Here is a 21,428-nt window from a genome sequence, read left to right as displayed (position 1 = left end):
ATTTCGATTATGATGTCAAAAAAGGAGGGAATTGAAATGACTTTAAATCCAGTAACGACTATTATTCTAGTGAGCCCAAAAGGCAATGCTGAAGATATTTTTGCTCGTATTAAAATACCTTATGAGGTTGAGTATCATCATGTAGCCATTGATTATCCTTCAACTACATCACCTTTGGATTTTGCTGTTTATTGTTCTTTTGTGACGTTGTGGCGTCAATTTATGGTAGACCATAATAAGGCATATATTTCGACGAAAAGAACCGTTAGCATAAATGGTGAAATTATGAGCCCACCTACTACTAGACAGGCTGCATATCGTTATCTAGCTAAACTGTCGAATCGTCAACATATTGTAACGACAGCGATTGCAGTTAGATATCTTGGGCAGGTAACAATGGTTGTAGTTGAGTCCAAAGTAACAATGAAAAAATTATCTCAAAAAATAATTGAACATTATGTTGAAACAGGGGAACCTTTTGAACATGATATTGGTTATAATATACAAGGATTAGGGGCAAATTTAACGGAATCTATTGAGGGTGATTTTGATAATGTCGCTGGATTACCAATTGACGCTTTGCAAGAGCATCTAATTAGCAAAAAGATTCTCGGTGTAAAGGAAGGGGAGATAGTCAATGTCTACTGACACTATTAAACCAATGATGATCCGTGATGTGCATCAAGATGACCGCCCAAGGGAACGCTTAAAGCGACAAGGAGCAGAGAGTTTATCGAACCAGGAGCTTATCGCAATATTATTACGGACAGGAACGAAGGAAGAATCTGTTTTACATATTGCAAATCGAGTTTTAACTTCTTTCGAACAGCTTCACGAATTAAAGCATGCAGCCATCGAGGAAATCATGTCTGTAAAAGGAATTGGAGAAGCAAAAGCGATTCAACTACTAGCTGCCATTGAACTGGGTAGAAGAATGTCGCAACAGCGAATAGAAGATCGCTATACTATCCGGTCTCCTCAAGATGCGGCTACATACTTAATGGCTGATATGACTGCTTTACTACAAGAGCATTTCGTAGTGTTGTTTTTGAATGTTAAAAACCAAATTATTCATAAGCAAACGATCTTCATTGGTAGTTTAAATGCTAGTATCGTACACCCACGTGAAATTTTTCGTGAAGCTGTTAAACGCTCTGCTGCTTCGCTTGTTTGTGCGCATAATCATCCCTCAGGCAACCCCGCTCCTTCACCAGAAGATATTGAAGTTACAAAAAGAATCCAGGAAGCCGGCTATATAATAGGTATAGAGCTTTTAGACCATGTCATAATTGGGGACCACCAATTTATAAGTTTAAAGGAGAAAGGGTACATGTAACACTGTAATTTTTCATTCCTTTCCGTTATAATAAAACTTATGATTTTATGACAGCTAAGAAAGTTATGGCTATAGAGAAAGGAAGAACATAATAGTGTTTGGATTAGGTGGGAAAGATGTCGGGATTGACCTCGGCACAGCAAATACATTGGTATTTATTAAAGGAAAAGGAATCGTACTCAGAGAGCCTTCTGTAGTTGCGAAAAATACAAAAACAGGTGAAATCGTAGCAGTAGGTAACGATGCAAAAAATATGATTGGTCGTACTCCAGGTTCGATCGTAGCAATCCGCCCAATGAAAGATGGGGTTATTGCTGATTTTGATATTACTACTACTATGATTCAATATTATTTACGTGAAGCTATGAAATCTTCAGGTGGTAACTGGAAGAAGCCGAATGTGATGATTTGTGTACCATATGGTATTACATCTGTTGAACAACGTGCTGTTATAGATGCATCTCGTCAAGCAGGCGCGAAAGATGCTTTCACAATTGAAGAACCATTTGCAGCAGCAATAGGTGCTAACTTACCAGTTTGGGAACCAACAGGTAGTATGGTTGTTGATATCGGTGGTGGTACTACTGAAGTTGCTGTTATCTCATTAGGTGGTATTGTGACAAGTGAATCTGTACGTGTTGCGGGTGATGCAATGGATCAAGCCATTACAGCTTATATTCGTAAATCTTATAATTTAACTATTGGTGAACGTACTTCGGAATCTATTAAAATGGAAATTGGTTCTGCTAGCACTGAAGGTCCTGAAGAGCGCATGGAAATCCGCGGTCGTGATTTAGTAACAGGCTTACCAAAAACAATTGAAATTTCTTCTATCGAAATTGCTGAAGCATTACGTGAATCTATCTCTGCCATTATCGATGGCGTTAAGAAAACATTAGAGCAAACTCCACCAGAGCTTTCTGCTGATGTTATGGAACGCGGTATTGTATTAACTGGTGGTGGAGCTCTACTGAAAAGCTTAGATAAAGTTATCAGTAGTGAAACAAATATGCCGGTATTTATTGCTGAAAATCCATTAGATTGTGTTGCAATTGGTACTGGTATGGCGTTAGATCATATCGATTTAGTACGTCGTCAACAAACGAAAGGTTAAGGAGGTTTAGGCAATGCCACAGTTTTTCTCGAATAAGCGATTAATTTTGCTGCTTGTCGGCGTAATTTTCCTCGTGGCATTGATTAGCTTCTCCTTACGCGATCGTCAAAACGCCTCGCTTCCTGAACAAATTATTAAAGATACAGTCGGTTTTGGACAATCTCTAGTGTCCAAACCGGCTCACTATATAACAGGAATCTTTAATAATGTCGATGCATTATTAAATACGTATGATGAAAACAAAAGATTAAAATCGCGTTTGGAAGAATTTGCAGTACTGCAGGGCGAAGTCAATGATTTGAAGATTGAAAATGACAAGCTACGAGCTATAATTGGCAAAGAAGAGGATCTGAAGAAATTCAATCCAATTCAAGCAACTGTTATTGCGCGAAATCCTGATCAATGGGAAGAAAAGTTAATTTTGGACCAAGGTACGATGGATGGGATTAAAGTCAACATGGCAGTTAGAACATCTGAAGGCTTAATTGGTAAAATCGTGCAAACGACACCGTATACATCAGAAGTAGAGTTATTGACTACCAATAATCCGAATTATCGTGTATCAGCAGTTGTTGCAAATAAAAAACAAGTATTCGGCTTAATAGAAGGTTTTGATGAGAAACGTAACGAATTAATACTAAAACGTATTGACTCTAGTTTGAAAGTGAAAAAAGGCGATAAAGTTATGACATCTGGTTTAGGTGGTATTTTCCCGAAAGGTATTCTAATTGGGGAAGTAACAGAAGTTACGACAGATGATTATGGTTTAACAAAACTTGCCTATGTAAAACCAGCTGCTAACTTTTCAATGCTTGATCATGTTATTATTGCGAAAAGAGAATCTATAAATATTGATGGCTCTGATGGTAATAGTACTAACAATGACGAAACAAATAAAACTACTACTAACACGACTGGGGATGGAGAATGATGGTACGTTTTCTAATTCCTCTAGTCGCTGTTGTGTTGTTCTTTTTGGAAACTGAATTTGCCCTATTTTCGCCAATTGAGTGGAATGGTGAGTTAGCTTATCTAGTACCGAGATTTTTAATATTATATTTGATATTTCTTTCGATTTACTACAATCGAAAACGAGCTATGCTATATGGATTAATTTTTGGGCTCTTGTATGATATCTTCTACATTGATATTATTGGATTATATTCATTTTTGTACCCATTTATTTGTTTTATAGCAGGTTCTACAGTAAAATATATCCATCAGAATTTATTTGTAACAACAACATTATCGTTACTATTAGTCGCGTTATTAGAGATTATCTTACATCAATTTTTCTTAATAATTTCATTTACGACTATTCCATTTTCAGAATTTTTAAATCAGCGTTTAATACCAACAATGATTGCGAATTCAATATTCCTCATCATGCTTGGTTGGACGTTTAGATATTTAATACAAGCGCGCGTATTGCAAAAAGCAAATCAATCCATTTTATAAAAAAATCGTGAGGTGACGCATTTGTCGACAAAGCAGCTAGTCTATATTAAAGGTACGAAGGATGGACTTGTGCTTCGACTAGACGATCAATGCGCTTACTCAGAGTTAATCGATGAACTTAAGCGTAAGGTGTCCGAAGAAGGTATGGAAGGTCAAGCTGAAGTACAGATTCAATTAGGAAATCGTTATTGTGAGGAAGAACAATTGAAAGAAATTTTGCATATTGTTCAGCAATCCGAGCATTTAAAAGTTTCAAAGATTAAGAGCGATGTAATTTCTGTTGAGGAAAGTAATCGTAGAGTGGTAGAAAGCAGATCTGCTACTTATGTTGGTATCGTACGATCGGGACAAACGATTCGTGCTGAAGGTGACTTAGTAGTTGTTGGAGATGTTAATCCTAACGCTAAAGTTGAAGCGGGCGGTAGTATTTTCGTCTTAGGACGTTTAAAAGGAATTGCTCATGCTGGTGCAAAAGGTAACCGTGAAGCAGTTATAGCAGCGTCTTGGCTTGAAGCAACCCATCTACTGATTGCTGACTTGATGGAACTTATGACAAATGAATTAGCCGTTTTGTCTGAAACACCTGAAATGGAATGTGCGTACATACATTCAAATGGTCATATTACGATTGACCGCTTGCAAGATTTGCGTTTATTTAGACCAAATCTGTCAACGTTTAAAGGAGGAAGCTAATGTGGGAGAAGCAATTGTTATAACTTCTGGTAAGGGAGGCGTTGGTAAAACAACGACTACTGCAAATCTAGGAACTGCATTGGCACTTCAAGGAAAAAAAGTATGCTTAGTTGATACAGACATCGGTTTACGCAACCTTGATGTTATCCTTGGATTAGAAAACCGCATTATTTACGATTTAGTAGATGCTATAGAAGGTCGATGTAAAATTCACCAAGCGCTTGTAAAAGATAAACGCTTTGATGAATTACTATTTTTATTGCCCGCTGCTCAAACAACAGATAAGACAGCAGTAACACCACAACAAATGAAGCAGTTAATTGGTGAATTAAAAAGAGATTATGATTTTGTGTTAATTGACTGTCCGGCCGGAATTGAACAAGGTTATAAAAACGCTGTTGCTGGTGCAGACAAAGCAATAGTTGTAACAACGCCTGAAATTTCAGCGGTGCGTGATGCAGATCGTATTATTGGTCTATTAGAACAAGAAGAAATAGAACCGCCTAAATTAATTATTAATCGGATTCGTCCACATTTAATGAATCGCGGCGATACATTAGATGTGAACGAAATTACTACACACTTATCAATTGATTTGGTAGGAATTATTCCAGATGATGAGAATGTGATTAGCTCATCCAATAAAGGTGAGCCGATTGTGATGGAGCCGACTACACAAGCGGCTTTAGCATATCGCAACATCGTACGACGAATCCTAGGTGAATCAGTTCCACTTATGACTTTAGAAGGTGAGAGTAAAGGTGTATTCGCTAAACTCAAATCATTATTTTCTAAATAAGTTCGGTAGATTCTCATCCACGCTGGACAAGCTCTAAAGTCCGAAAAATATTGTTCTCGATTAGTTAGACTACTCCACATTTAAAATGTGTAGAGTAGTCTTTTTGTTTTGGGGAATATGATAATAGGGCTTGAATTTCAGATATAGTACAAAAGAGTTTTTATAACTTAATTTATTTCTATCTCCAAATAAAGTTTATATATAGTATGTAAATGAATGAAGTACCTTCTCTACTCATATATTGCAATAAAGAATACTATGAGGTGAAGAGTTTGAAGAATAAATTGAAGTGGATTTTGGCATTCCTCATTACATTTAGTGTTGTTATGATTTCGACACTTGAAAAAAATGGTACGATGCAGACGAATATTAAGCAAATTACAAGTACTGGTGAAGATTTCGTGGTGCTACGAAATTGGACAAAGGGTTTGCTTAATCCAGATGGTAAACAAGATGATTCAATTACTGTAACAGCTCCTTTATATGAGGGAGAGCTAGCTGCATTTTCCACTTTACAGCCGTTCTCGAACGGTACTTTACTCTCTTATAAAGAGAATATTAGTATACGTGCCAAACAAGATGGATATGTCATTTTCACTGGCCATACGGAATCGCTTGGGAAGACGATGACAGTCATTTATGAAAATGGTGAAAATGTTACGTATGGCTTTTTAGACGAATTGACAATATTACCATATACCTCAGTTAAGGAAGGAGAAACAATTTCAAATTTAACGTCGGGGCGTCTTTATTTACAAGTTGAGAAAAAGGGAACTATGCTTGATTCAACCGCGATAAAAGAGTGGTTGAAGTGAGAGGGAAAATAAGAGTACTCAAATTTCGCATACATCCCACGATGATACCAATAATAATTATATTATTGGTTTCAGGTAATGTAGCTCACTATGCCATGATTCTCGGCTCATTGCTTTGGCATGAATGCGGACATTTAATAGCTGCTAGCAAATATAAGCTCATCATTAAAGACTGTACGATTATGCCTTATGGAGGGGAAATAAGCCTTGCGAAAACACAGTTGATTCGTAAAAAGCATAGGTTAGTAGTTGCGGCTGCTGGACCGATTGCTACTTTTTTTCTCTTGATTTTAGCTCTATTCATGCCAGTGGCGATACAAGAACCGCTGGTATACATACAATTCTTCATTTTAATTATTAATCTATTGCCAATTTGGCCTTTAGACGGTGGTCGAATAATCGAAATCTTATTAAGCGGAAAACGACCCCTATATGAAATACATGAGTTTTTTTTAAAGTATTCAATTATTACATGTTTAGCGATTTTACTGTGCTGTATTTTATTATTACCAAAGTCCGTATTTTTGCTCTTTTTATTTTTATTTATATTATTTCAAAATATAAAAGAATGGAGATATCGGAAATATACTAAAGCATTTGAAAAGTATGCATTAAATATATTGACGTAATAGTTTCTATGTGGTAGTATTTTAATGTTATTGTTTGTAGCACCCGTGCTACTACAACCGCGCTGAAAAGGTTTTAAGTATCTTTCGGGATCACCTGATTGAGGGCGAGTCTGAGTTATAAGAGGAGGTGCAGATATGTACGCAATTATCGAAACTGGTGGTAAACAAATCAAAGTTGAAGCTGGCCAAGAAATCTACGTTGAGAAATTAAACGCAGAAGATGGTGAAGTGGTTACTTTTGACAAAGTTTTATTCGTAGGTGGCGAAGCGGTTAAAGTTGGTGCTCCATTCGTGGCAGGCGCTACTGTAACAGCTAAAGTTGAAAAACACGGTCGTCAAAAGAAAATCGTTGTTTTCAAACTTAAAGCTAAGAAAAACTACCGTCGTAAACAAGGTCACCGTCAACCTTATACTAAATTAGTAGTTGAAGCTATCAACGCTTAATAGTGAGGTGATTAAATGATCCAAGTAACGATTAATCACGATGAAAAAAGACATGTATCTTCATTTGAAATGAAAGGTCACGCAGATTTTGATGAATCAGGGAAAGATTTAGTGTGTGCAGGCGCATCAGCAATTGCTTTTGGCACTGTTAATGCCATGTACCAACTATTAAATGTTGAACCTACTATTCAGCAAGAGGGTGAAGGTGGATATCTCCACGTCACTTTGCCAGCCGATTTAGATGAAGAATTAGACAGTCGCTTACAATTAGTTGTTCAAACAATGGTTGCACAGTTGTATACAATTGTGCAAAGTTACGGACAATTTATTCAGATATCATATTCCCAAATGTAGGAGGTGGAACAGATGATGTTATTAACTTTAGATCTTCAGTTTTTCGCTTCGAAAAAAGGGGTAGGTTCTACTAAGAACGGTCGTGACTCTGAGTCAAAACGCCTTGGAGCTAAACGTGCTGATGGTCAATTCGTTTCTGGTGGATCAATTCTTTACCGTCAACGCGGTACTAAAATTTATCCAGGTGAAAACGTTGGCCGCGGTGGAGACGATACACTTTTCGCAAAAGTTGACGGCGTAGTTAAATTTGAACGCTACGGTCGCGACAAGAAAAAAGTAAGTGTATACCCTGTCGCTCAAGAAGCTTAATTTCAAAAGCTAAGGACTGCATTTATTGCAGTCCTTTTTTAAATGAATAAGCAAGTATATAACTATTAATCATGTCTAGGCATTCGTGCCCCCTTGAAGTCGTTTCAAGTCTCCAAGTGAAAGTAAGCAAGACACATTCACTTCGAACTTTCCAACGCTTGTCTGAGGTGAACGGGCACGATTGCACTTTTATTATTCACTGGTAAAAAGTATGTTTTTAGTAACCAGTTCCTGTTCTAAATCGGCTTTCGCTCAAGTTAGCGGAAGCCTTGTTTTTCTAATGCGAGAAAAACCGATGAAAAATTGGTATACTGAAGACTGAACATCTTATTGGAGGAGTGTGTACAATGACTGAAAAGCCTCTCACCGTAAATGAAGTGCTACGCTTTGCACACCATGATTTTTTAAATCAGCTTCAACTAATAAAGATTAATTTGGACATGGGACGTGTAGAGGAGTCGAAGGAAGTAATTTCTGGAGTGGCCGAACAATGTCGTATCTTTTTCAATATTAATCAATTAGGATTACCAAAAACGATTGAATGGTTACACACATTGAAATGGCGTTATCCGTCCTATCAAGTAACTATTCAAAGTAACGTTGATTCTGAGGTGGATATAGCATTAGATGGACCGATCAAAGATCATTTAGAGCGGACTGTCTCCTATGTATATTCTTCATTAAACCCATATATAGAGCAAAATCTATCACTTCACATCAACTCAACGCAAGGACAATTAGAAATTTCATTTCATTTAAAAGGCTTATGGGATATGGAGCCATTCAAAGAAAAAATTGAACATCAATCCATAATGATTAAAAATAATCATTTTACAAATGAAGATTGGTGTTATTGCATAGAAGCAAGCAAGGAGGGTATTTAAATGTTTGTAGATCACGTTAAAGTGTTTGTTAAAGGTGGAGACGGCGGAGATGGTATGGTTGCTTTCCGTCGCGAAAAATTTATACCAAATGGTGGCCCAGCAGGTGGCGATGGTGGTAACGGTGGAGACTTAATCTTTATCGTTGAAGAAGGACTACGTACATTAATGGATTTCCGTTATAAACGTCATTTTAAAGCAGAACGCGGTAATCATGGTATGAGTAAAAACCAACACGGTAAAAATGCGGAAGATTATTATGTAAAAGTGCCACCTGGTACAATCGTAACTTCTGAAGAAGATGGTAGAGTTATTGCTGATTTAGTAGAACATGGTCAAACGGCAGTTATTGCTCGTGGAGGACGTGGAGGACGAGGAAACTCTCGTTTTGCTACACCTTCAAATCCAGCGCCAGAACTTTCTGAAAAAGGCGAGCCAGGACAAGAACTTAATGTTATATTAGAGTTAAAGGTATTAGCAGATGTAGGTTTAGTCGGTTTCCCAAGTGTAGGTAAATCAACATTACTGTCAGTTGTTACTGCAGCAAAACCGAAAATTGGTGCATATCATTTCACAACAATTGTGCCGAACTTAGGTATGGTTGAAACAGAGGACGGCCGTAGTTTCGCTATGGCAGATTTACCAGGATTAATCGAAGGAGCTCACCAAGGTGTGGGATTAGGACATCAATTCCTACGTCATATTGAACGTACGCGCGTAATCGTGCATGTGATTGATATGTCTGGTATGGAAGGTCGCGAACCTTACGATGACTACTTAACGATTAACAAAGAATTAGAACAATATAATCTACGTTTAACAGAGCGTCCACAAATTATTGTTGCCAATAAAATGGACATGCCTGATGCGGAAGAAAACTTACAAGCGTTCCGTGAAAAAGTTGGAGAAGATGCGAGGATTTTCCCGATTTCTGCTGTTTCACGTAAAGGATTGAAAGAATTATTATTCGCTGTCGCGGACTTATTAGAAGTAACACCTGAATTTGCATTGAACGATGTGGAAGAAGAAGAAACGGATGCAACTGTTTTATACAAACATGAATCACAAGGTCCAGACTTCGAAATTTCACGTGACGATGATGGTTCTTACGTATTAAGTGGCTCTTCTATCGAAAGATTATTCAAAATGACTGACTTTAGTCGTGAAGATTCAATTCGACGCTTTGCTCGTCAATTACGCGGTATGGGCGTTGACGAAGCATTAAGAGAACGTGGCGCTGAAAATGGTGATATTGTTCGATTACTTGAATTCGAATTTGAATTTATAGAGTAAGTATTTAGGGGGGAAAGAGATGAAAAATGTAGCAGATCAACGCTATTATTTAGTACGCGAAGATGTTCTAACGGATGCCATGCAAAAGACACTTGATGCGAAGTATTTATTACAGACAGGTGCCGTTTCATCAATATGGGATGCTGTTAAGCAAGTAGATTTATCTCGTAGTGCATTTTATAAATACCGAGATGCTGTTTTCCCCTTCCACTCTATCGTTCAAGAACGTATTTTAACTGTTTTTTTACAGTTAGAAGACCGTAAAGGGACATTAGCACGTCTATTATCGACTGTCACAGATACACATTGTAATATTTTAACTATTCATCAAACGATTCCGATACAAGGAAGAGCGAACGTGACATTATCGTTAGATGTGACAGCAATGGATATAGAGTTAGATGATTTAATGCAGCAACTAAAAAAATTAGATTTTGTAGAGTCAGCAGAGGTAATTAGTTCAGGAGCATTATAAGGGGGCTTTTTTGAATTGACATCAAAAGAGTGGGAAAATAGAGTGGCTTATTTAGGCCCAGCAGGCACGTTTACGTATTTAGCTACGCAAGAGTTATTTCCAAACGAATGGCTTATTCCTTACAAAACAATTCCAGAGTGCATTGAAGCGGTCGCATCCAGTCAAGTAGATTTAGCAGTAGTACCTGTAGAAAATGCGCTTGAGGGATCTGTATCGTTAACGATTGACTATTTATATCATGAAGCGGATTTATATGTAGTTGGAGAAGTTTTATCTCCAATCGCACAACATTTAATGGTAAATCCAAAATATGCTGATCATTGGGAAGGCATTGAGGGTATATATTCACACCCTCATGCACTTGCTCAATGTCATAAATATTTGTACTACAGATTTAGAGGGACTCCGTTAAATCCAACGACATCGACGGCAGCAGCAGCACAGTATATAGCTGAGAACCAAGATCAATGTATTGCTGCAATTGGTAACAGTTCAGCTGCAGAAACTTATGGCTTAAACATTGTCCAAGATAATATTCATGATTTCCATTTTAATCATACACGTTTTTTCGTTCTATCGAGAACCAATCAACGAATTAAAAGGGAACATCGGGATGATCAAATAAAAACAACGGTAATGATTACATTACCTAATGACCGTTCAGGAGCATTACATCAAGTACTATCTGTATTTGCATGGCGTCAAATCAACTTAAGTAAAATCGAGTCAAGACCGTTAAAAACAGGTCTAGGCGACTATTTCTTTATCGTTGACGTTCTAGAAGATGAAAATGCACCAATGATGAGAGGTGCGATGGATGAGCTAACTGCATTAGGATGCTCAGTAAAATCACTTGGCACTTATTATACATACAAAAATGGTCATGACTGAAAAACAGATACAAAAAACTCTTAGCATTTTTGCTAAGAGTTTTTTTATGCTGAAATTTAATTTGTCGTAATTAGAAAGCCTTTCGATTGTAATTGTTGTATGGCAAAATCTATTTTTTCTTCAGAAGAAGCAGAAATAAGATGGATATGAATTCCTTCAGTTAACTCCAATAGAAGATTCGATTTTGTATCGGCTAGCTTTTGCATAAATTGTTGGACGTCATGACGACTAGAGACCATGATGGAAGCAGTAATCTCTCCATATACGGCATGTTCTACAGTAACGTTTTTTACTGTGACTCCGGCATCGACAAATATATTTAATTCTTCTTCTGTATCGGCAGATGTATGACGACAAGCAATCTGGCGTTCACAACGGGTTGTATCTTTATTAGAAGTAAATAATACATACCCTTGGCTTGTAGCCATAATCGGTACATTACGTGCTTTTAATAAGGCCATATCACTGACTATTACTTGTCTCGAAACACTGGCGCGTTTAGCAAGTTCAGTACCTGTAATTGGTTGTCCTTCTTGCTTAAGCATGTCTAAAAGCATTGCTCTTCGTTCTTCTCCTAATAATTTTTTCATCTAAATCACCTCGAATACAAGCATAAATTGCCCTTCCCAACTCATAGTGTAACATGAAAGGCCCTCACTGAAATATAAAATCGGGTGACCAATTGTGAAAGCTTTTCATATGATATGAAGACGGAAGGAGGAAAAAAATGCGCACTCATACGGTCCAAAAAGGCGATACTCTATGGAAAATCGCAAGACAGTATGGCATTTCTTTTGAAGATTTGAAACGCTTAAATGCTCATTTGGCGAATCCGGATTATATCGTACCGGGTATGGAAATTTTCTTGCCTGCTGTACCAAAGAAAGAAGCGCCGAATCAATCACATAAGGAGCACCCAGTAAAAGAAGCACCAATACATCGGCCAGTAAAAGAAGCACCAATGCACCAACCGGTGAAAGAGGCACCAACGCATCATGCACCAACACATCATGCACCAACACATCATGCACCAACACATCATGCACCAACGCATCATGTGAAAGAGGCGCCAACGCATCATGTGAAAGAGGCGCCAACTCATCATGTGAAAGAGGCACCAATTCATCATGTGAAAGAGGCACCAATTCATCATGTGAAAGAGGCACCAACTCATCATGTGAAAGAAGCACCAACTCATCATGTGAAAGAAGCACCAATCCATCATGTAAAAGAAGTACCTATTGTGGAGCCAGTACCAATTCCACATATGCATCCACATGTACAACAACGTCCAGTCAAAACACGTATAGAGTTTGTTGAACAACATGAAGAGGAAATAATTATTCAACCGTTAGAAGTAAGTAAACCAACAAAACCTATACAAACAAGCCCAGCAGGGGAGTTGCCACCAATTTCACCACCACCAATGCCACCAATTTCACCACCACCAATGCCGCCAATGGGAATGCAACCATGTCCACCACCAATGCCGCCAATGGGAATGCAACCATGTCCACCAGAAATGCCGTCATGGCCACCAATGGGGATGCAACCGTGTCCGCCAGAAATGCCACAGTGGGGAGGTACAGCACCAATGCCAATGCCAAATTGGCAATATCAACAGCCTTGGCCGCCAATGGGAATGCAGCCAAGTCCGCCAATGGGAATGCAGCCAAGTCCGTCAATGGGGATGCAGCCAAGTCCGCCAATGGGGATGCAGCCAATTCCGCCAATGGGGATGCAGCCAAGTCCGCCAATGGGAATGCAGCCAAGTCCGCCAATGGGAATGCAGCCAAGCCCGCCAATGGGGATGCAGCCAAGTCCGCCAACAGGCTGGCAAATGCCTGAATCAACTAGAGATTGCGGATTTGATGAGTCTTCCTTTATGGGACATCATCATGGTCCGCTACAACCTATGCAGCCGCAATGGCAGCAACCAATGCAACCGCAGTGGCCAGTTCAGGGACAACAATGGCAGCAACCTAATATGATGATGCCAAGTATGCCAAGTATGCCAAGTATGCCAAGTATGCCAATGCCAAGTATGCCGATGCCAAGTGTGCCAAGTATGCCAATGCCAAGTGTGCCAAGCATGCCGATGCCAAGTGTGCCAAGCATGCCGATGCCAAGTGTGCCAAGTATGCCAATGCCAAGTATGCCAATGCAATTCTATCCAATGCCAATGCCGATGCCGAATTGGAATACGTCTCCCTGCAGTTGTCAGCAACCACAACCGTACCCGCAGCCGAGAACCTCTGTAGACTATAATTGATGTGAATCAGAGCGGTATTTTCAGGAGGGTTAAGCCTAACGTTTGGCAATGGACTATTAATGGGCATAATTATTCGATTAAACGCTACGCGAATAAAGGGACGGCTGACAAGGTTCGTATTGTTCATCAACAATTAAAAAAGGTAAAATTTCCGAATATATTACCGGTTATTGCAAGTGATGATCCTACTGCTATTGTGCAACCTTGGGCATCTAATGTGCGAGCAGTAAAATTTAATCGTATAGAAGAACGTACAAAGACGTTAGATTTATTATATAAATTACATGCAACAAATAGTGACATTAATTGGTCTGAGTTCGGGGTATTTTTGCCACAATATGATTTACAATTAAAATGGCAGGATCGTTTGTCAAAATTTAAGGCTAAAAAAGAACAAATAGCCCAATTTTTGGGCGCCTCGGCTGTAGATCAGCTTATTATATATGCTGAACAAGCGTTAAAAAGTATGCAACTAGTAAAAAATAAAAAACCAACAATTCTGCATGGAGATGTTGTGCATCATAATTTTCTAAGGACGGAGAAAGGCAAGGTGTATTTGATTGATTTTGATTTAGCAGCAGTTGGTCATGCTGAAGATGAAATCATCATGTGGATGCATCGTGTACTTCCTCATGTCGATTATAATTTGCCTAAACTTTTAGAGGAGCAGCCACTTTTGCAGGGATTTCCGAAAGAGCACTTACTGGCGATTCGTTATCCTAACGAGCTGTTAAGAGAATGGCTTTATGTTGATGTCATTGCTTCACAGCGCAAAGCGGCTTTCATCGAAGAACTTGTGGCATTTACAAAGGTGGCGCTCTCATCTTGGCCAAAATTATGGTATGATAGTGGAAGTGTGAAATAGAATAGGTGTTTGTCTTTTTTGGGAAAAGAAAATGACAAATAAAGCTTCAGATAGGTCGTTTAGGCGATCTATCTTTTTCTACTGCCATTTGGACAAAGGTCTGACATCCTAATGTAACAAATAATATGCTATAATCATAGCGTTGAATATAAGGGGAATTGCCATGTATGACTACATAATTGGACAAGTAACAAGAGTTACTCCAGAATATATTGTCATGGAGCAGCAAGGAATTGGCTGGCAATTATATACGCCAAATCCGTTTGCGTTTCATGTACAAAAGGAATCATTGCAAGTGTATACGCATCATCACGTAAGAGAAGATGCACATCTATTATTTGCTTTTAAATCATTAGAGCAGCGTGAACTATTCCGTAAACTGATACAAGTATCAGGTATTGGGCCAAAAGGAGCAATGGCCATTTTAGCAAGTGGTAACCCATCTCAAGTTATTCAAGCAATTGAACAAGAAGATGAAGTTTTCCTGGTAAAGTTTCCAGGTGTCGGAAAGAAAACTGCTCGCCAAATGATTCTAGATTTAAAAGGGAAACTAGATGCATTACTTGAAACTGTTGAGTTACCAAGTGGAGAAGATGAATTGCCACTATTCGGAGTAAATCCGAATAAGCATGAATTAGAGGAAGCATTACTAGCGTTAACGGCTTTAGGATATTCGGAGCGTGAGTTAACGAAAATTCGACCACAACTTGATGAAGATCATCAACTTTCATCAACTGAAGCATATATGAAGAAAGCCTTACAACTATTATTAAAACAAAAATAAAAGAAAGGAGGAATAGTTATGGACGAGCGCGTTGTATCGAGTGAAGTATCCAATTTTGATGAGCAATTTGAACAGTCACTAAGACCTCAAAACTTGGTTCAGTATATTGGTCAGCAAAAAGTAAAAGACAATTTAAAGATATTTATCGAAGCAGCGAGAATGCGGGAAGAAAGTCTGGATCACGTGCTTTTATATGGACCTCCAGGGCTCGGTAAAACGACTTTAGCGGCTGTTATTGCGAATGAGATGAATGTCCAAATTCGTATGACGAGCGGACCTGCTATAGAGCGTCCAGGAGATTTAGCTGCAATCGTTAGTTCCTTAGAACCAGGTGATGTTCTATTTATTGATGAAATTCATCGTCTACCCCGAGCGATTGAGGAAGTATTGTACCCCGCAATGGAAGACTTTTGTTTAGATATTGTCGTGGGGAAAGGTCCAGCAGCTCGCTCTGTTCGACTTGACTTACCTCCTTTTACATTAGTAGGAGCAACTACAAGAGCAGGAGCATTATCAGCTCCTCTTCGAGATCGCTTCGGCGTGTTGTTACGACTGGAATATTATGACGAGCTTTCATTAACAGAAATTGTTTGTAGAAGTGCTGTGCTTTTTGATGTGAACATTGATAAAATAGCAGCAAGAGAAATTGCTCGCCGGTCTCGTGGGACACCACGTGTTGCGAATCGATTACTAAAAAGAGTTAGAGACTATGCTCAAGTTATTGGAGACGGGGAGATTACACTAGAAATGGCACAAGCTGCACTAGAGTTGTTACAAGTTGATCCGTTGGGTTTAGATCATATCGATCACAAATTAATTTCTACGATGATTGAACGTTTCCGAGGCGGTCCTGTTGGTTTAGATACGATTGCAGCAAGTATTGGGGAAGAATCAATGACAATTGAAGATGTCTATGAGCCCTATTTAATGCAGATTGGTTTCATTCAGCGAACACCAAGAGGACGCTTAGCTACTACATTAGCTTATGAGCATTTTGGCTATCCATTGCCATCACAAACATAAAACAAAAGGAAGTTAACAATGAAATTAGAAGACTTTGATTTTGAACTACCAGAAGAGTTAATTGCACAAACACCACTAGAAGATCGCACCTCAAGCCGTTTAATGATAGTAGATAGTGATTCAGGTGAAGTGACACATCATACTTTCCGTGATATTATCGAAGAACTACACGAAGGTGATTGCGTTGTCTTAAATGATACACGTGTATTACCTGCACGCTTAATGGGTGTAAAGGAAGAAACAGGAGCGCATGTTGAAATATTACTATTAAAACAAACGTCAAATGAAGATGAATGGGAAACGCTAGTGAAACCTGCAAAACGTGTGAAAGTGGGAACTGAAATTACTTTCGGTGAAGGTCTGCTAAAAGCGACGTGTACAGGTGAGTTAGATCATGGTGGAAGACTATTTAAATTCAACTACGATGGAATCTTCTATGAAATCTTAGACCAACTTGGAGAAATGCCTCTACCACCATATATTCGTGAAAAATTAGATGATCAAGATCGTTATCAAACTGTTTTTGCGAAGGAACGTGGTTCAGCAGCGGCTCCTACAGCAGGTCTACACTTCACAACAACCTTATTAGATGAAATTCGTGCAAAAGGTGTTAAAGTTGCTTTCTTAACATTGCATGTAGGATTAGGAACATTCCGTCCTGTTAATGTTGAGACGATAGAAACACATGCAATGCATTCTGAATTTTATAATCTAACAGAAGAAACTGCAGCTATTATTAATGATACAAAACGAAATGGTGGTCGTGTAATCGCAGTAGGTACAACATCTACTCGTACACTTGAAACAATAGCAGAACGCCATGAAGGTAAAATTGTAGCGGATAGTGGTTGGACTTCGATTTTCATCTACCCAGGTTTTGAATACAAAGCAATTGATGGTTTAATTACAAACTTCCATTTACCAAAATCAACGCTAGTTATGTTAGTGAGTGCATTAACAACCCGTGAAATAATATTAAATGCTTACAATATCGCAGTACAAGAACGCTATCGCTTCTTTAGCTTTGGCGATGCGATGTTTATCCGCCCAAAAGCACAGAAAGGAAATTAATCAATGTCTCAAGCAATCAGATATGAGCTAATTAAAACAGATAAGCAAACAGGCGCACGCCTTGGTATCGTGCATACTCCGCACGGTTCTTTCGAGACACCAGCATTTATGCCGGTAGGTACTCAAGCATCTGTTAAAACAATGTCTCCAGAAGAAGTAAAAGATATGGGAGCAGGAATTATTTTAAGTAACACGTACCATCTCTGGCTTCGTCCAGGTCACGAAATTGTTCGTGAAGCAGGAGGTCTCCATAAATTTATGAACTGGGATCGTCCAATTTTAACGGATTCTGGTGGCTTCCAAGTATTTAGCTTAAGCCATATTCGTAAAATTGAAGAAGAAGGCGTTCATTTCCGTAATCACTTAAATGGTGATAAACTATTCTTAAGCCCTGAAAAAGCGATGGAAATTCAAAATGCACTTGGTGCAGATATTATGATGGCATTTGATGAATGTCCTCCGTTCCCAGCTACTTTTGAATATATGAAAGCGAGCGTGGAGCGTACTTCTCGCTGGGCAGAACGTTGTTTAGAAGCTCATGCCCGTCCACAAGACCAAGGTCTCTTTGGTATCGTACAGGGTGGAGAATTTGAAGAGTTACGTAAGCAATCTGCAAAGGATCTTGTATCAATGGATTTCCCAGGCTACGCTATCGGTGGTCTGTCAGTAGGGGAACCAAAAGATATCATGAACCGTATGCTTGAATATACAACACCGTTATTACCAGCAGAAAAACCACGTTATTTAATGGGAGTAGGTTCTCCTGACTCATTAATCGATGGTGCAATTCGTGGTATTGACATGTTTGACTGCGTATTACCAACACGTATTGCTCGTAATGGTACATGCATGACAAGCGAAGGTCGTTTAGTGATTAAAAATGCAAAATTCGCAAGAGACTTTGGTCCACTTGATCCGAACTGTGATTGCTATACTTGCCGCAATTATTCACGTGCGTATATTCGTCACTTGTTGAAAGCGGAAGAAACATTTGGAATCCGATTAACTTCTTATCATAATTTATATTTCTTACAAGATTTAATGAGAAACGTAAGACAAGCGATCCGTGAAGATCGTCTTGGTGATTTCCGAGAAGAGTTTTTTGAAGCATATGGTTTCAACAAACCAAATGCAAAAAATTTCTGATTCTTGTATACTATTGAAAGAAATAGAAAGGGGGATTTTATTCAATGGAAATTTTAAAAGGTATTGGCCCAATTATTCTTATGTTTGGTGTGATGTATTTACTATTAATCCGTCCAGCACAAAAACAACGTAAGAAAACATCTCAAATGCAAAATAGTTTATCACGTGGCAATCAAATCGTGACAATCGGTGGATTGCACGGTGAAGTTGATGCGGTTGACGATACAACAGTTGTTATCAAAGTTGCTGATGGCACAAAACTACGTTTCGAGCGCGCGGCAGTGGGTCGCATTGTTGAAGATGTAGCTAACTAATTAAATGCGTTCAAAAGGACTATTCCACACTTATGTTGTGGAGTAGTCTTTTTTTTGTGGGAAAAGTTGAATTAAGTGTTTATCAGAAAGTTGAAAGAAAGGATTTAATAAAAGCGTTGAACATTTATATCTTTAAAATATGTGGCTAATAGTTTAAAAAGTAGTATGTTCGAAATCAATGTTTTTTGTATAAATCGTTCAATCTTACACATTCTATTTTAAAAAAAGGAGTCGTGTATGAACGATTTATTAATTATCGGATTTCGTACCGTCTTTTTATATTTTGTTATTTTGATTATTTTTCGCCTCATGGGAAAACGGGAGGTTGGCGAGCTAAGCATGATTGATCTCGTCATATTCGTACTCATCGCTGAAGTTGCAGCATTTGCAATTGATGATCCGCAACGTAAGTTATTTGAATCAGTTCTGCCAATGATCATGTTGCTCGTTATCCAAGTTGTTTTGTCATTTATAACTTTAAAAAATAAAAAGATTCGTGATTTAATTGATGGTGGCCCAGTTACGATTATTCGAGATGGCGTTATTATGGAAAAGGAAATGAAGAGGTTACGTTATAATCTAAATGATTTATTCCAACAGTTAAGAGAGCAGCAGATAGGATCTGTTCAGCAAGTTGCTTACGCTTTTTTAGAACCATCTGGAAATCTTTCTGTTTTTGTGAAAAATGAAGAACCACCCGTACTACCGTATATTGTTGATGGGGAGGTACAAAATCAGAACCTCAAGTTGACACAAAGAACAGAAGAATGGTTAAGGGAAAAACTATTAGAGCAAGGTATCGCTGACATTACGGAAATATTTTATTGCTGTTTTGAGGAGAATGAATTGCACGTACAAAAAAAGGAAGCGGCATCATAGCCGTTTCCTAATTGTTCTTGTTAAATACATAAAATCACGCCATCTAATTTGATTAAAGAGTATCAAAAGTACAGAAAGTATACCTAAGGTTATGGCGCTATCCCAAATAACAGAAAGACCTGCAGTAGGTATTAGCATAGTTCTTAATACGACTACGAAAATGAATATGCCATATGGGACGACAAATAATCGGAAGCCAGTATGCAAATATTTCTTCTGACGAATAGTTGCGATATGTAAAAAGGATGTGACGAGAACGCCGAAACCAATCGCAATGACCGCACCTTTTTCTTGTAAACCTGACTGAGAAGCGAGAACGAACATGATAAACAGTTTACCAATACCACCGTATACAGCATTCATCATAGCTGCATTCGCCTCATCTACAGCCTGTAAAATCGAATTTAGTGGACTTTGAATATAATAAAAGAAAAAGACAGGTGATAATAATTTTACATAGCCGCGATTTTCTTGTAGGTGAAAAAGTTTCATTGCAAGTTCATCACCGTGAATGAAAAAATATGTAGCCGCAAAACAGCCTACAAGCGTCGATAATCGAAGTGAAATTTGGACACGATCTTTTAATAACCTGTGATTGCCACGAGCAACAGCATCACTGACAGCGGGTATAAGCACTACTGATAGAGCAAATGGCACAAAAGCAGGGAATAATAACAATGGAACAAGCACACCAGAAATGACCCCATATAATTTTGTTGCAACGACGGTTGTCATGCCTGCTAAGGTTAGCGCCTTTAAAAAGATTATGGGCTCTAAAAACCATGTGAATGTACCAAAAATTTTACTACCAGTTGAGGGAAGAGCTACTTTTAATATTGGATTTGGTGGATAATACTCTTTTGATGGCTGTAGAACATCTGAACGCTTTACTTTTCGATAATGCCAATACAGGTAGAGGAAAGCGACAGCTTCAGCAATTGCTGTAATGACCATAGCAAACCCTGCAGTTAGGGCTGGTTCTTCTACATTTACACCATAAGGTAATAAAAAAGTAATAAGAATAATACGGATAACTTGTTCCATTGTTTGAGACCAAGCCGTTTCAGCAATGCGTGCTAGCCCTTGGAAGAAAGATTTGAGCAGTGCGGATGCAGCGGCAACTGGAACTGTTGCCAAGCCAACATATAAAATAAGCATGGTCTGTCCGTCATGAAGTAGATTGTTGGACAAATACGGAATGAAAAGCATTATCAAAGGAAATAAGATAATACCTGCAAGAAAGGTTAATAAAGTAGCTGTTCTCATTACAGCACTTAATTGTTCTTTCTTTTTCTTCGCGTGCAGTTCAGCGATAATTTTCGCTACAGCAATTGGAATGCCGAGTTGGATTAGGGATAGGAAGAAAATAAAAGCCGGATATGCCGCCATATATGTGCCGACGGCCTCTTCGCCCGCAACCCTCATAAATTGCATTCGATACAAGAAACCCAAGAGCTTAGATAAGAACACAGCACCCATTAATAAAAAAGTGCCATGAAAAAAAGAAGTCAATACTATCCCTTCCTTCTCAATTCAAGAAAATTCGTATACAATTATCCTATGCAAGAACAGAAGCGGATAAA

26 protein-coding genes and 1 other annotated feature are annotated in these 21,428 nt (G+C 38.5%); of the genes, 24 read left to right on the top strand and 2 right to left on the bottom strand.

Annotated elements, in window-relative coordinates:
• Positions 1 to 36: 36 nt before the first annotated feature.
• The 16 genes from ACQKM9_RS05740 to pheA all read left to right on the top strand — a co-directional run bounded on the left by ACQKM9_RS05740 (position 37) and on the right by pheA (position 11,491).
• The gene (locus tag ACQKM9_RS05740; protein ID WP_427733443.1) at positions 37 to 648 is read left to right on the top strand and encodes a Maf family protein; all 612 of its coding nucleotides are present in this window, start codon (positions 37 to 39) and stop codon (positions 646 to 648) included.
• The gene (radC, locus tag ACQKM9_RS05735) at positions 638 to 1,336 is read left to right on the top strand and encodes a RadC family protein (protein ID WP_427733442.1); all 699 of its coding nucleotides are present in this window, start codon (positions 638 to 640) and stop codon (positions 1,334 to 1,336) included. Before ACQKM9_RS05740 ends, radC begins: the two co-directional genes overlap by 11 nt.
• Before the next feature lie 94 nt (positions 1,337 to 1,430).
• On the top strand, positions 1,431 to 2,450 hold the full coding sequence (locus ACQKM9_RS05730) for a rod shape-determining protein (RefSeq protein ID WP_038187415.1): 1,020 nt from the start codon (positions 1,431 to 1,433) through the stop codon (positions 2,448 to 2,450).
• Between the two features lie 13 nt (positions 2,451 to 2,463).
• Positions 2,464 to 3,381 (top strand): rod shape-determining protein MreC, encoded by a 918-nt coding sequence (mreC, locus tag ACQKM9_RS05725; RefSeq protein WP_427733441.1) that lies wholly within the window; start codon positions 2,464 to 2,466, stop codon positions 3,379 to 3,381.
• Positions 3,381 to 3,908: a rod shape-determining protein MreD gene (gene mreD, locus ACQKM9_RS05720; protein ID WP_427733440.1), complete on the top strand. Its 528-nt coding sequence runs from the start codon at positions 3,381 to 3,383 to the stop codon at positions 3,906 to 3,908. The genes mreC and mreD overlap by 1 nt, the downstream gene beginning before the upstream one ends.
• Before the next feature lie 21 nt (positions 3,909 to 3,929).
• Entirely contained in the window at positions 3,930 to 4,601 is a 672-nt protein-coding gene (minC, locus tag ACQKM9_RS05715) for a septum site-determining protein MinC (protein WP_427733439.1), read from the top strand.
• Position 4,602: 1 nt separating this feature from the next.
• Positions 4,603 to 5,400: a septum site-determining protein MinD gene (gene minD, locus ACQKM9_RS05710; RefSeq protein WP_038187406.1), complete on the top strand. Its 798-nt coding sequence runs from the start codon at positions 4,603 to 4,605 to the stop codon at positions 5,398 to 5,400.
• A gap of 272 nt (positions 5,401 to 5,672) precedes the next feature.
• On the top strand, positions 5,673 to 6,215 hold the full coding sequence (locus ACQKM9_RS05705) for a peptidoglycan DD-metalloendopeptidase family protein (RefSeq protein ID WP_427733438.1): 543 nt from the start codon (positions 5,673 to 5,675) through the stop codon (positions 6,213 to 6,215).
• A gap of 41 nt (positions 6,216 to 6,256) precedes the next feature.
• Positions 6,257 to 6,844, top strand: a complete 588-nt coding sequence (locus tag ACQKM9_RS05700) for a site-2 protease family protein (protein ID WP_427733437.1) — start codon at positions 6,257 to 6,259, stop codon at positions 6,842 to 6,844.
• A gap of 45 nt (positions 6,845 to 6,889) precedes the next feature.
• Positions 6,890 to 6,966 (top strand) — a sequence feature (ribosomal protein L21 leader region).
• A 13-nt stretch (positions 6,967 to 6,979) separates the two neighbouring features.
• Positions 6,980 to 7,288: a 50S ribosomal protein L21 gene (gene rplU / locus ACQKM9_RS05695; protein WP_427733436.1), complete on the top strand. Its 309-nt coding sequence runs from the start codon at positions 6,980 to 6,982 to the stop codon at positions 7,286 to 7,288.
• A gap of 15 nt (positions 7,289 to 7,303) precedes the next feature.
• Positions 7,304 to 7,642: a ribosomal-processing cysteine protease Prp gene (locus ACQKM9_RS05690; RefSeq protein WP_427733435.1), complete on the top strand. Its 339-nt coding sequence runs from the start codon at positions 7,304 to 7,306 to the stop codon at positions 7,640 to 7,642.
• Between the two features lie 15 nt (positions 7,643 to 7,657).
• Positions 7,658 to 7,951: a 50S ribosomal protein L27 gene (rpmA, locus tag ACQKM9_RS05685; protein ID WP_038188306.1), complete on the top strand. Its 294-nt coding sequence runs from the start codon at positions 7,658 to 7,660 to the stop codon at positions 7,949 to 7,951.
• A 347-nt stretch (positions 7,952 to 8,298) separates the two neighbouring features.
• Positions 8,299 to 8,835, top strand: coding sequence for a Spo0B domain-containing protein (locus ACQKM9_RS05680; protein WP_427733434.1), 537 nt, complete (start codon positions 8,299 to 8,301; stop codon positions 8,833 to 8,835).
• The gene (gene obgE, locus ACQKM9_RS05675; RefSeq protein ID WP_427733433.1) at positions 8,836 to 10,125 is read left to right on the top strand and encodes a GTPase ObgE; all 1,290 of its coding nucleotides are present in this window, start codon (positions 8,836 to 8,838) and stop codon (positions 10,123 to 10,125) included.
• Positions 10,126 to 10,144: 19 nt separating this feature from the next.
• Positions 10,145 to 10,600, top strand: coding sequence for an ACT domain-containing protein (locus ACQKM9_RS05670; protein WP_427733432.1), 456 nt, complete (start codon positions 10,145 to 10,147; stop codon positions 10,598 to 10,600).
• Between the two features lie 15 nt (positions 10,601 to 10,615).
• On the top strand, positions 10,616 to 11,491 hold the full coding sequence (gene pheA / locus ACQKM9_RS05665) for a prephenate dehydratase (RefSeq protein ID WP_427733431.1): 876 nt from the start codon (positions 10,616 to 10,618) through the stop codon (positions 11,489 to 11,491).
• Positions 11,492 to 11,547: 56 nt separating this feature from the next.
• Here the strand turns inward: pheA and ACQKM9_RS05660 are convergent, their stop codons facing one another.
• Entirely contained in the window at positions 11,548 to 12,081 is a 534-nt protein-coding gene (locus ACQKM9_RS05660; RefSeq protein WP_427733430.1) for a transcription repressor NadR, read from the bottom strand.
• Positions 12,082 to 12,218: 137 nt separating this feature from the next.
• Here ACQKM9_RS05660 and ACQKM9_RS05655 point away from each other — a divergent pair, with 137 nt between their 5' ends.
• The 8 genes from ACQKM9_RS05655 to ACQKM9_RS05620 all read left to right on the top strand — a co-directional run bounded on the left by ACQKM9_RS05655 (position 12,219) and on the right by ACQKM9_RS05620 (position 19,845).
• Positions 12,219 to 13,763 carry a LysM peptidoglycan-binding domain-containing protein gene (locus ACQKM9_RS05655; protein ID WP_427733429.1) on the top strand — a complete coding sequence of 515 codons (1,545 nt, stop codon included), beginning with the start codon at positions 12,219 to 12,221 and terminating at the stop codon, positions 13,761 to 13,763.
• Between the two features lies 1 nt (position 13,764).
• Positions 13,765 to 14,628 (top strand): phosphotransferase, encoded by an 864-nt coding sequence (locus ACQKM9_RS05650; protein ID WP_427733428.1) that lies wholly within the window; start codon positions 13,765 to 13,767, stop codon positions 14,626 to 14,628.
• A 163-nt stretch (positions 14,629 to 14,791) separates the two neighbouring features.
• On the top strand, positions 14,792 to 15,412 hold the full coding sequence (gene ruvA / locus ACQKM9_RS05645) for a Holliday junction branch migration protein RuvA (protein ID WP_427733427.1): 621 nt from the start codon (positions 14,792 to 14,794) through the stop codon (positions 15,410 to 15,412).
• An 18-nt stretch (positions 15,413 to 15,430) separates the two neighbouring features.
• Positions 15,431 to 16,435: a Holliday junction branch migration DNA helicase RuvB gene (gene ruvB, locus ACQKM9_RS05640; RefSeq protein WP_427733426.1), complete on the top strand. Its 1,005-nt coding sequence runs from the start codon at positions 15,431 to 15,433 to the stop codon at positions 16,433 to 16,435.
• An 18-nt stretch (positions 16,436 to 16,453) separates the two neighbouring features.
• Positions 16,454 to 17,506 carry a tRNA preQ1(34) S-adenosylmethionine ribosyltransferase-isomerase QueA gene (queA, locus tag ACQKM9_RS05635; protein ID WP_427733425.1) on the top strand — a complete coding sequence of 351 codons (1,053 nt, stop codon included), beginning with the start codon at positions 16,454 to 16,456 and terminating at the stop codon, positions 17,504 to 17,506.
• Between the two features lie 3 nt (positions 17,507 to 17,509).
• Positions 17,510 to 18,652: a tRNA guanosine(34) transglycosylase Tgt gene (gene tgt / locus ACQKM9_RS05630; protein WP_038187365.1), complete on the top strand. Its 1,143-nt coding sequence runs from the start codon at positions 17,510 to 17,512 to the stop codon at positions 18,650 to 18,652.
• Positions 18,653 to 18,696: 44 nt separating this feature from the next.
• The gene (gene yajC / locus ACQKM9_RS05625; protein WP_427733424.1) at positions 18,697 to 18,966 is read left to right on the top strand and encodes a preprotein translocase subunit YajC; all 270 of its coding nucleotides are present in this window, start codon (positions 18,697 to 18,699) and stop codon (positions 18,964 to 18,966) included.
• A 237-nt stretch (positions 18,967 to 19,203) separates the two neighbouring features.
• Positions 19,204 to 19,845: a DUF421 domain-containing protein gene (locus tag ACQKM9_RS05620; protein WP_427733423.1), complete on the top strand. Its 642-nt coding sequence runs from the start codon at positions 19,204 to 19,206 to the stop codon at positions 19,843 to 19,845.
• Here the strand turns inward: ACQKM9_RS05620 and ACQKM9_RS05615 are convergent.
• Entirely contained in the window at positions 19,840 to 21,357 is a 1,518-nt protein-coding gene (locus ACQKM9_RS05615) for a putative polysaccharide biosynthesis protein (protein WP_427733422.1), read from the bottom strand. The two genes, ACQKM9_RS05620 and ACQKM9_RS05615, sit on opposite strands and share 6 nt — an antisense overlap.
• Positions 21,358 to 21,428 lie beyond the last annotated feature (71 nt).

It is taken from the genome of Viridibacillus sp. NPDC093762, assembly GCF_050279675.1.
Lineage (GTDB): Bacteria > Bacillota > Bacilli > Bacillales_A > Planococcaceae > Viridibacillus.
Note: the sequence above shows the minus strand (reverse complement) of the source record. Positions and strands in the feature narration are given on the sequence as shown.

Bases quoted from the DNA above. Each gene is read 5' to 3' on its own strand.
- ACQKM9_RS05740 (WP_427733443.1), top strand. From the start codon at position 37: ATGACTTTAAATCCAGTAACGACTATTATTCTAGTGAGCCCAAAAGGC.
- radC (WP_427733442.1), top strand. From the start codon at position 638: ATGTCTACTGACACTATTAAACCAATGATGATCCGTGATGTGCATCAA.
- mreC (WP_427733441.1), top strand. From the start codon at position 2,464: ATGCCACAGTTTTTCTCGAATAAGCGATTAATTTTGCTGCTTGTCGGC.
- mreD (WP_427733440.1), top strand. From the start codon at position 3,381: ATGGTACGTTTTCTAATTCCTCTAGTCGCTGTTGTGTTGTTCTTTTTG.
- ACQKM9_RS05700 (WP_427733437.1), top strand. From the start codon at position 6,257: ATGATACCAATAATAATTATATTATTGGTTTCAGGTAATGTAGCTCAC.
- rplU (WP_427733436.1), top strand. From the start codon at position 6,980: ATGTACGCAATTATCGAAACTGGTGGTAAACAAATCAAAGTTGAAGCT.
- ACQKM9_RS05690 (WP_427733435.1), top strand. From the start codon at position 7,304: ATGATCCAAGTAACGATTAATCACGATGAAAAAAGACATGTATCTTCA.
- rpmA (WP_038188306.1), top strand. From the start codon at position 7,658: ATGTTATTAACTTTAGATCTTCAGTTTTTCGCTTCGAAAAAAGGGGTA.
- ACQKM9_RS05680 (WP_427733434.1), top strand. From the start codon at position 8,299: ATGACTGAAAAGCCTCTCACCGTAAATGAAGTGCTACGCTTTGCACAC.
- obgE (WP_427733433.1), top strand. From the start codon at position 8,836: ATGTTTGTAGATCACGTTAAAGTGTTTGTTAAAGGTGGAGACGGCGGA.
- ACQKM9_RS05670 (WP_427733432.1), top strand. From the start codon at position 10,145: ATGAAAAATGTAGCAGATCAACGCTATTATTTAGTACGCGAAGATGTT.
- ACQKM9_RS05660 (WP_427733430.1), bottom strand. From the start codon at position 12,081: ATGAAAAAATTATTAGGAGAAGAACGAAGAGCAATGCTTTTAGACATG.
- ACQKM9_RS05655 (WP_427733429.1), top strand. From the start codon at position 12,219: ATGCGCACTCATACGGTCCAAAAAGGCGATACTCTATGGAAAATCGCA.
- ruvA (WP_427733427.1), top strand. From the start codon at position 14,792: ATGTATGACTACATAATTGGACAAGTAACAAGAGTTACTCCAGAATAT.
- ruvB (WP_427733426.1), top strand. From the start codon at position 15,431: ATGGACGAGCGCGTTGTATCGAGTGAAGTATCCAATTTTGATGAGCAA.
- queA (WP_427733425.1), top strand. From the start codon at position 16,454: ATGAAATTAGAAGACTTTGATTTTGAACTACCAGAAGAGTTAATTGCA.
- tgt (WP_038187365.1), top strand. From the start codon at position 17,510: ATGTCTCAAGCAATCAGATATGAGCTAATTAAAACAGATAAGCAAACA.
- yajC (WP_427733424.1), top strand. From the start codon at position 18,697: ATGGAAATTTTAAAAGGTATTGGCCCAATTATTCTTATGTTTGGTGTG.
- ACQKM9_RS05620 (WP_427733423.1), top strand. From the start codon at position 19,204: ATGAACGATTTATTAATTATCGGATTTCGTACCGTCTTTTTATATTTT.